We start from the raw sequence: 9,166 nt of genomic DNA on the forward strand, positions 1-9,166 counted from the left end.
CACGAACCCCTCGCCCGCCGGTCGTTCCACCCCGCGGATCGCCTTCTCCAGCAGGTCGCCGGTGCCCGGGGCGGCGCCGTTGCGGTGCAGCCAGGTCAGCGTGACGTCGGCGGCGCTGTCGATCCGCTGCTCCTCGCGGGCGTCGGGCACCTCGGCGAACGCGATGGCCCTGGCCCCCGCCGGCAGGGCCTCCAGCCACCGGCCGAGCGCGGGCAGCGCGGTCTCGTCCGCGCCGAGCAGGTACCAGTCCAGGTCGAGCGGCACCAGGATCGAACCGCGCGGCCCGATGACCCCGATCCGCTTGCCGGGCTCGACGTTCGCGGCCCAGTGCGAACCGGGGCCGTGCCCGTGGATCACCAGGTCGATGTCGAGTTCCTGCGCCTCGGGACGGTGGTAGCGGATCGTGTAGTCGCGGAAGATCGGCCGGGGCGCGCCGGGGGGCGGCGGCTCCAGGCCGTCCGGCCCGATCAGCGGCATGACCGGCAGTTCGGCCCCCGGCTCGGGAAAACAGAGCTTGACGTGGTCGGCGGGCGCGCCCTGCTGGAAGCCTTCCAGGTCGGGGCCGGTGAGCGTGACCCGGACGGTCACCGGGCCGAGCCGGGCCACCCGGCTGACCGTGAGCAGCCGTGGCTTGAGCGGATACTCGACGTACGTGTCGTCGGACATGCGAAACCCCTAGGCGGCGAGCTTGGAAAGGACGGCGTCGATCTGGTTGAGGATCTCGGTGACCCCCGTGTAGCCGTACTGGTAGCCGTACTTGATCGGGTAGACGTGCCCGGCCTTGGCGGCGGGCAGCAGCTTGAAGGCGTTCTGGTCGAGCAGCTTGCGCGTTGCGGCCTCGGCCTGGCCGTCGGGCGTCGCGCCGTACAGGATGGCGCCGGTGCCCGACAGCATGGAGATCTGCTCGTAGGACAGGCGCACGCCGCGGTTGGCCCGCTCCTTGGTGGCGACCTTGGAGAAGGTCAGCCCGGCCTGCTTCATGAACAGCCCCGGCCAGGACACCGGCGAGTTGGCCACGAAGCCCTCCGGGCCGCCCTCCACGTAGTCCCACGTCGTCTTGCGCAGGACGTCGGCGTGCCGGTCCTTGATGTCGGCGACCAGCTTGGTGTAGGCGGCGGCCTTTTGCGCGGACACGTCGGCCTTGCCCACCGCGTCGGCGATCTTCGGCAGCGCGTCGCGGACTTCGGCGGGGTTCTCGGTCACGAAGAACGCGGTCGGCGCGATGGCCGACAGCTTGTCGTAGCCGAAGTCCTCGGCCCGGCGCTGGGTGCTGATGATGAGGTCCGGCTGCAACTGCGCGAGCCGCTCGTAGTTGATGGAGGTCTCATCCGCGCCGACCACCGGGATGGCCTTCACCTTGGCCCAGTCGGCGGGCGCGTAGTCGGCCTCGACCTCCTGGAGCACGCCGACCGGCGTTATGCCGAGTTCGAGCACCGCGGCGGTGGTGTTGAGCAGCGAGACCACCCGCTGGGGCCGGGCGGGGACGGTGACCGGCCCGTTGGCCGCCTGCACCACCCGGGTGGCCGCGGAGTCGCCCGCCGTGCCGGTGGGCGCGGCCGTGTCTCCGGCGGCCCCGGCGCCGCCGGAGCCGGAGGAGCCGCAGGCGGCGGCGAGGAGCATCGCCCCCGCCGCCAGCAGGCCGGCGACGGCCCTGTGGACGAACATGTGTCTTTCTCCTTGATTCGTGTGCGGCATGGGGTCAGGGCCCGGCCACCGCGCCGGCGTGCAGCCTGATCAGGCGGGGCAGCAGTTCGACGGTGGCGGGGCGGTGGGCGATGACGAGCAGGGCGCGGTCCTTCCGCAGCCGGGCGAGCGCGGTCTCCATCCGGCGGGCGGTGACCGGGTCCACATCGGCGGTGGCCTCGTCGAGGATCAGTACGGCCGGGTCGGCGAGCACCGCCCTGACCAGGCCGATGATCTGCCGCTCCCCGCCGGACAGGTCCGAGGCGGGGGTGTCGAGCCCGTGCGGCAGGCCCGCGGCGAAATCGGCGAGCCCCAGCGCCTCGAACGCGGCCAGCATCCGCGCCCGGTCCGGTTCCCCGGGGGCCAGGGCGAGGTTGTCGCCGACCGAACCGGCCACGGTGCGCACGTCCTGCGGCACCAGCGCGATCCGCGCGCGGACCTCCTCCTCGGGTACCTCGCGCAGGTCGATCCCGCCGAAGGTGACCCGCCCGCCGTCCGGTTCGTACAGGCCGGCGAGGAGCTTCGAAAGGGTGGTCTTGCCCGACCCGGTCTCGCCGACCAGGCCGGCGTGGTCGTCCCCGGCGCAGCGCACCGACACGCCGTGCAGCGCCGGCTCGCCCGCCTCGTAGCGGAAGACCACGTCCTCGGCGGCGAGTTCGCCCCGCGCGGGCAGGATGCGGTCGCCGCGCGGGGGCGGGGCCGCCGCGGTCAGCAGGTCCAGTAGCCGGGCCAGGCCCGTGCGCATGGTCTGCACATCCCCGGCGAGCTGCGACAGGTCGCCGAAGCCCTCGAACAGGTTCCGCGCGGCCAGGACGAACACCACGACCGCGCCGACGCTCATGTGCCCGCCCGCGGCCAGCCACGCGCCGGCCACCAGCAGCAGACCCAGCGCCGCCCCCTCCACCAGGGAGATCGAACCGACCCGGTTCTCCACCGCCGCGGTACGGCGCTGCGCGGCCACGGCCACCGCGTTGTCCCGGGCGAACCGGGCCATCCAGGCGGGCAGCCCGCCGGTGGCCCGGAGGTCCTCCCTGGCCTCCAGCGTCTCGGTGAACGTCGCGGCCATGACCGCCTCGGCCTCGGCGTGCGCGCCGAACACCGCTCCGGCCCGCCGGGCGAACCACCGGGTGATCAGCAGGGCGGGGGCCAGGAACACGGCGGTGACGGCGAGGGTCAGCTCCCAGGAGTAGCCCAGCAGCAGCACGACCGTGAGCCCGAGGGTCAGCGTGGCGCTGACCAGGCCGGGCAGCGCCTCCCTGACGAACATCGCCAGCTCGGCGACCTCGCCGGTGGCGCGCTGGAGCAGCGCCCCGCCGCGGTGCGCCTCCAGGAAGCGCAGCGGGGCCGTTGCCAGCCGTTCGGCGACGCGCTCGCGCAGGTCCCGGACGATCCGCTCGCCCGCGTCCGCCAGGGTGGTGGCGGCCAGGCGGCCGATCACGGCAACACCGATGACCATGGCGGCCAGCAGGGCCACCGCCGCCGCGAAGGCGCCGCCGTCCCGGGCGAGCAGCGCGTCCACCGCCGCGCCGACGGCGGGGGCGATGCCCACCAGCGCCGCGCTCTCCACGAGGCTCAGCCCCAGCGCCCCGGCCAGCCTGCGGCGGTGCGGGCGCAGGAACGGCCCGGCGCGGCGCAGCAGGCCCCGGGTGTCCGGGGCCTCGGTGAGCGCGGGCACCTCAGCCATGCCGTGCCTCCTCCTGCTTCAGGTCCCGCTCCACCAGGCCGGCGGCGGAAGGGACGGTCAGCTCCAGCACCCGGTCGGCGAACCGGTCCACCGCCACCCGCACCGCGATCGTCACCGTGACCATCCAGGAGGTGAAGGCGACGAGCCCGCCGACGGTGAGGTCGCCGGACAGCACCGCCGGACCGCCGAGGCCGACTCCCGCGACGATGGCCAGCCGGGGGATCAGCGGCCCGGCGGCCGACCAGGCCGCCGACACGCGCGCCGCGCGCATCGTGGCCGCCGCCACCGCGGCGCTCGCCGTGTGGTGGCGGCGCACCAGCACCTGCCCGCCGCCCAGGCCGCGCACCGAGGACGCGGCGGCCAGCAGGTCCGCCACGGCGTCGGCGCGGGCCGCGTGCGCGCCGGACAGCGCGTCCAGCGCCGGCTCGAACCGGCGCGGGAACCAGACGTTGACCAGGACCAGCGGCGGCAGGCAGGCCAGCGTGACCCAGAGCAGCAGCGGATCCAGCGCGGCCAGGGCGGGCAGCACGAACGCGAACGTGGTGGCGATGACCACCCAGGTTGGCAGCCCGTGGACCCAGATCCGCACCAGGTCCGTGTCCCTGGTCGCGCGCAGCGCCAGGTCCCCCCGCCCGCCGGGGACGTCGCCGTCGCCGAGGACGGCCAGCCGGTCCGCCAGCCGGGTGCGCAGGTAGGCCCCCGCCTCGGCGTCGGCGGAGTTGGCCCACCACTGCCAGCCGGCCAGCCCGGCCCACTGCACGGCCGAGACCGCCACGACCGCGACGGCCCACCAGGCGGTGACGCCTAGGTCCCCGCGGGTGATCCCGTCGTCGATCGCCCGCTGCGCGCACAGCGGTAGCGACAGCAGCGCCACCTGGCGGACCAGGGCGGCGGCCGAGCCCGCGGCGAGCGGCCGCCACCGCGGCCGCAGGCAGCGGCGCAGCAGGGCCCGCGGGCCGGGCCCGGCGGCCCCGGGCGGGGGGACAGTGCGCAAGCCTCAGCCGCCCATCTCGGCGATGAGGCTCGCCGGGCGCATGTCGGTCCAGTGCTCTTCCACGAAGGCGAGCGCGTCCGCCCGTGATGACGGGCCGTGGACCTGCTCCCAGCCGCCGGGCGTGTCGGCGAACACCGGCCACAGCGAGTACTGCCCCTCGGTGTTCAGCAGGACCAGGAACTGCGCCTCTTCGTCGTCGAAGGGGTTGGTCATCGGGTGGTCTCCTCATCTTGTGGATCTTCTGGGTGCAGCGCGCGGTTCACGATGGGGCCGATCACCGCGAGCGCGCGCGGGGTGAGCAGTTCGGCGTGGGTGAAGTCCACGTCGTGGTTGACCACGGCCCCGGACACGTGCCGCGACCAGGCCAGATGGTCACCGGTCTCGGCGCGGTCCCGGACGGCCGTGACGACCAGCAGGTCGCCGTCGTAGGGGGCGTAGGTGGCGCTGAGCAGCAGTTCCATGCAGCCGCGGTGGACGTGGGCGAGGCGTTCGACCGTGGCCGCGTCGAACTCGGCGAGCAGCGGCGAGAACGCGGCCGACTCGCGCAGCCCGGCCAGGAAGTCCTCGGTCTCCGCCCTGCTCAGCCGGTCCAGTTCGGCCGCGCCGGGCCGGGGCTCCTGGCCGTCGTCCATGGGGAAGGTGTCCAGGACGCCGAGGAAGGCGACGTCCTGACCGCGTTCGCGCAGGGCGGTGGCCACGGCGTAGGCGACCTGGCCGCCGAAGGACCAGCCGAGCAGGTGATAGGGGCCGCGCGGTTGCACCTCGGCGATCCGCGCCGCGTAGTCGCGGCCCAGCTCGCGCAGGCTCTCCGGGCGGAAGTCCAGGCCGGACAACTGGGGGGCCTGGAGGCCGTGGATCGGCCTGCGCGGGTCCAGGTGGGGGGCGAGCCCGCCGTACAGCCAGGCGAACCCGGCGGGCGGGTGCGCGCAGAACAGCGGCGGCAGGTCCCCGCCGGGGCGCAGCGCGATCACCGGCTCGAACCCGCCCACGCCGCCCGTGTCCAGCCGCCGCGCCAGTTCGGCTGGGGTCTGCGCGGACATCAGCACGGACAGCTTGAGCGGCGCCCCCAGCTCCGCCCTGATCCTCGCCGCCAGCCGCATGGCCAGCAGCGAGTGGCCGCCGAGGTCGAAGAAGCCCTCCTCGGGGCCGACGTCGGGCAGTTCGAGCACGTCGGCGAAGAGCCGGCACAGCGCGGCCTCGCGCCCGTCGCGCGGCGCGCGCCGGGACCGGTCGCGGGCCCGGGCGGCGAAGTCGGGGGCCGGAAGCGCCCTGCGGTCCAGCTTGCCGTTGCCGGTGAGGGGCAGGGCGGGCAGCGTCACGAACGCCGAGGGCACCATGTACGCGGGCAGCCGCTCGCGCAGCGCCGCCGCCAGGTCGCCCGGGCCGTCCCCGGCCGGTACGACGTAGGCCACCAGGCGGGGCACCGGGCCGGGCGTGGCGACCACCGCGACCGGCCCGACGCCGGGCTCCGTGCTCAGCGCGGCCTCGACCTCGCCGGGCTCCACCCGGTGCCCGCGGATCTTCACCTGGTCGTCGGCGCGGCCCAGGAAGTCCAGGTTGCCGTCGGCCCGCCACCGGACCACGTCACCGGTGCGGTACATCCGCTCGCCGTCGCCGAAGGGATCGGCCACGAACCGCCCGGCGGTCAGGCCGGGCCGGTGCAGGTAGCCGCGGGCCAGCCCGGCGCCGGTGACGTACAGCTCGCCCGCCACGCCCACCGGCACCGGGCGGAGCCGGTCGTCGAGCACGTAGACGCGGGTGTTCCAGATCGGCCGCCCGACGATGGGCGTGACGCTGTCGGCGGTGCCGCCGCCCAGGGTGTTGATGGTGTACTCGGTCGGGCCGTACAGGTTGTAGCCGAGCGTGCCCTCGGTGGTGCGCAGCCGGTGCCACAGGGCCTGGCCGACGGCCTCGCCGCCGAGCAGCACCAGCGGCGGGACGTGCCCGTCGAGCAGGCCGTGCTCGATGAGCCGCTGCGCGTAGGAGGGGGTCACGTTGACCACGTCGATGGCGTGGTCGGCGCAGTACGCGGTGAGCGCCTGCGGGTCGCGGCGCATCTCCTCGGAGAGGACGTGCACCTCGTGCCCCTCCACCAGCCACAGCAGCTCTTCCCACGACATGTCGAAGGAGAAGGAGACCGTGTGCGCGATCCGCAGCCGCCGCCCGGCGTCCGCCACCACCGGCCCGAAGATCTCCGCCCGGTGGTTGAACTGCATGTTGGTCAGCCCCGCGTACGGCACCACGACGCCCTTCGGCCGCCCGGTGGACCCCGAGGTGTAGATCACGTAGGCCGGGTGGCTCAGCGGGAACTCAAAACCCAGGTCATCGCCCGGCAGGTGGTCGAGGTCGCGCAGCTCGGCGGGGGTGAGCACGCACACCGGGCGGGTCTCGGCGATCATCTCCTCGGCGCGGGCCGGGGGCAGGTCCAGGTCCAGCGGCAGGTACGCCGCGCCGGTCTTGAGCACCGCGAACAGCGCCGCCACCATGTCGGCCGAGCGGGGCAGCGCGAGCGCCACCACCTGCTCCGGGCCCGCCCCCCTGGCCACCAGCATGCGGGCGATCCGGTTGGCGCGGGCGTTGAGTTCGGCGAAGGTGTGCCGCTCGGCGCCGAAGACCAGCGCCACCTCCCGCGGCGTGCGGGCCGCCTGCTCTTCGAGCAGCCCGGCGACCGTCCTGGCGGGCAGCGGGTTCGCGGTGTCGTTCCAGTCGGTCAGCAGCAGCCGCCGCTCGTCCGGGCCGAGCGGATCCAGCCGGCCCACCGGCGGCGAGACGTCGGCCGCGATCTGTTCGAGCAGCCGCACGTACCGGGCCAGCATCGCCTCGGCCAGCGGCCGGTCGAACACGTCCGGGCGGAAGGCCAGCGACACCCGGAGCGGATCGTCGGGGGTGACCACGAGGGTCAGCGGGTAGTGGGTGCCGTCCACGCCGTCCATGGCGGCGATGCCGTACCTCTCGGTGATCCGGGCCCGCTCCTCCTCGTCCGCGCCGAAGTTGCGCAGCACGTACAGCGTGTCGAAGAGCCGGCCGAGCCCGGCGGTCCGCTGGATCTCGCCCAGCCCGAGGTGGTCGTGCGGCAGCACCTCCGCCCTGGCCCGCTGCACGCGGGTGAGCAGGCCGAGCAGCGGCTCGTCGGGGTCGAGCGTTACGCGCACCGGCACGGTGTTGAGGAACAGCCCGATGGTGGACTCGACGCCGGGGATGTCGGCGGGCCGCCCGGAGACCGTCGCGCCGAACACCACGTCGGAGCGGCCGGTGGCCCCGGCCAGGACCATGCCCCAGGCGGCGGCCAGCAGCGTGTGCAGGGTGAGCCGGTTCGCGCGGGCCCGGGCGAGCAGAGCCCGGCCCAGTTCGGCGGGCGGTTCGGCGAGCACCGCCTCGGGGATGACGGCGGTCAGGCCGCCCGCGCCGTCGTCGGGGGCCAGCAGGGTGGGCTCGGCGAGCCCGTCGAGCGCGGTGCGCCACGCCTGCTTGGCGGCGTCCTCGTCCTGCCGCGACAGCCAGGCCAGATAGTCCCGGTACGGCGCGGCGGGCCCCGGCTCCTCGCCCTCGTACAGCGCGAACAGCTCGCGCAGGAACAGGCCCTCCGACCACCCGTCCCACAGGATGTGGTGGTGGATCATGACCAGCAGGCAGCGGTCCTCGGCCAGCTCGACCAGGGTGAACCTGACCAGCGGGGGCCGGTCCAGGGCGAAGCGCGTGGCCCGGTCGGCGGCCAGCAGGCGGGCCACGGCGGCCCGCTGCGCCGGGTCGGCGACGAAGTCCAGGTCGATGCCCGCCTCCGGCGCGTCGCCGGCCGGTTCGCCCGCGAGGCCGGTGAGGTCCACGACGGTCAGCGGCAGCTCGGCGGCGCGCGGCACGAACTGCACCGGCCGGTCGAACCCGTCGTGCCGGAACCCGGCGCGCAGGTTGGGGTGCCGCTCGGTGAGCCTGCGCCAGGCCGCGCGCAGCCGGTCGGGGTCGAGCGCGCGCCGCAGGGCCAGGACGTTCTGCACGGTGTAGACGTCCAGCGCGCCCTCGTCCGCGCCCGCGTGGAACAGCAGCCCCTCCTGTAGCGGGGCGAGCGGCAGCACGTCGGTGGTCCCCGGCGGCAGCGCGTCGATCCGCTCCTGGGTGATCGAGACGAGCGGCAGGTCCGAGGGGGTGAGCGGGTCGCCGTCGGCGATGCCGGCCGCCAGTTCGGCGAGCGCTTCATGGAAGCGTCCGGCCAGGGCCGTCAGCTCGGGTTCGGCCAGGGCGGTGGAGGTGAAGGTGACGCGCAGTTCGGGGCCCTCGGGGAGGTCGTGGGTGACGGCGTCCACCTCCAGCCGGTACGGCGAGGCGACCGGGGCGGCGGGCAGCGGCTCGGCGGCGACGCCGAAGTCCTCGGCCCGGCCCGCGGCGAACCGGCCCAGGTAGTTGAACAGGATCTCCGGGCGCGGGGCGGCGGCGAGCAGGGCGGAGGTCTGCGGGTTGAGGTGGCGCAGCAGGCCGTACCCGAGGCCGCCGCGCGGCACCGTGGCCAGGCCCTCCCTGATCCGCTTGAGCGCGGGCAGCGGTTCGCGCGCGCCTCCGGCGTCCACGCGGACCGGATGCACCGCGGTCAGCCACCCGACCGTGCGCGACAGGTCCAGCCGGTCGTGCCCGCGCCCGTGCCCCTCCAGGTCCACGACCAGCGGGCCATCGGCGGGCAGGGCCAGGGCGAGGGCGGTGAGCAGGAACGCGTTCATCCCGACCCGCGAGCCCAGCAGCCCACGGGTCGTCGCGGTGCCTACGACGCTCTCCCGCACCTGTCTATTATACACATCTGACGCTGCCGACGACTAGTC

General features: G+C 75.0%; 6 protein-coding genes. All 6 read right to left on the reverse strand.

Features of this window, described 5'->3' with window-relative positions; all coding sequences use genetic code 11:
• Window positions 1-666, reverse strand: a 666-nt coding sequence (locus C1I98_RS29880) for a siderophore-interacting protein (protein WP_111170735.1), incomplete at its 3' end; no start/stop codon positions are given.
• A 9-nt stretch (window positions 667-675) separates the two neighbouring features.
• Window positions 676-1,665: an ABC transporter substrate-binding protein gene (locus C1I98_RS29885; RefSeq protein WP_111170736.1), complete on the reverse strand. Its 990-nt coding sequence runs from the start codon at window positions 1,663-1,665 to the stop codon at window positions 676-678.
• Window positions 1,666-1,699: 34 nt separating this feature from the next.
• Window positions 1,700-3,367 carry an ABC transporter ATP-binding protein gene (locus tag C1I98_RS29890; RefSeq protein ID WP_111170737.1) on the reverse strand — a complete coding sequence of 556 codons (1,668 nt, stop codon included), beginning with the start codon at window positions 3,365-3,367 and terminating at the stop codon, window positions 1,700-1,702.
• Window positions 3,360-4,361: an ABC transporter transmembrane domain-containing protein gene (locus C1I98_RS29895; protein ID WP_111170738.1), complete on the reverse strand. Its 1,002-nt coding sequence runs from the start codon at window positions 4,359-4,361 to the stop codon at window positions 3,360-3,362. Before C1I98_RS29895 ends, C1I98_RS29890 begins: the two co-directional genes overlap by 8 nt.
• 3 nt (window positions 4,362-4,364) lie before the next feature.
• Entirely contained in the window at window positions 4,365-4,574 is a 210-nt protein-coding gene (locus C1I98_RS29900) for an MbtH family protein (protein WP_111170739.1), read from the reverse strand.
• A complete protein-coding gene (locus C1I98_RS29905; protein ID WP_111170740.1) occupies window positions 4,571-9,127 on the reverse strand; it encodes a non-ribosomal peptide synthetase in 4,557 nt (1,518 codons plus the stop codon). Before C1I98_RS29905 ends, C1I98_RS29900 begins: the two co-directional genes overlap by 4 nt.
• Window positions 9,128-9,166 lie beyond the last annotated feature (39 nt).

The sequence above is a fragment of the Spongiactinospora gelatinilytica genome, assembly GCF_003236385.1.
Classification (GTDB): Bacteria; Actinomycetota; Actinomycetes; order Streptosporangiales; family Streptosporangiaceae; genus Spongiactinospora; species Spongiactinospora gelatinilytica.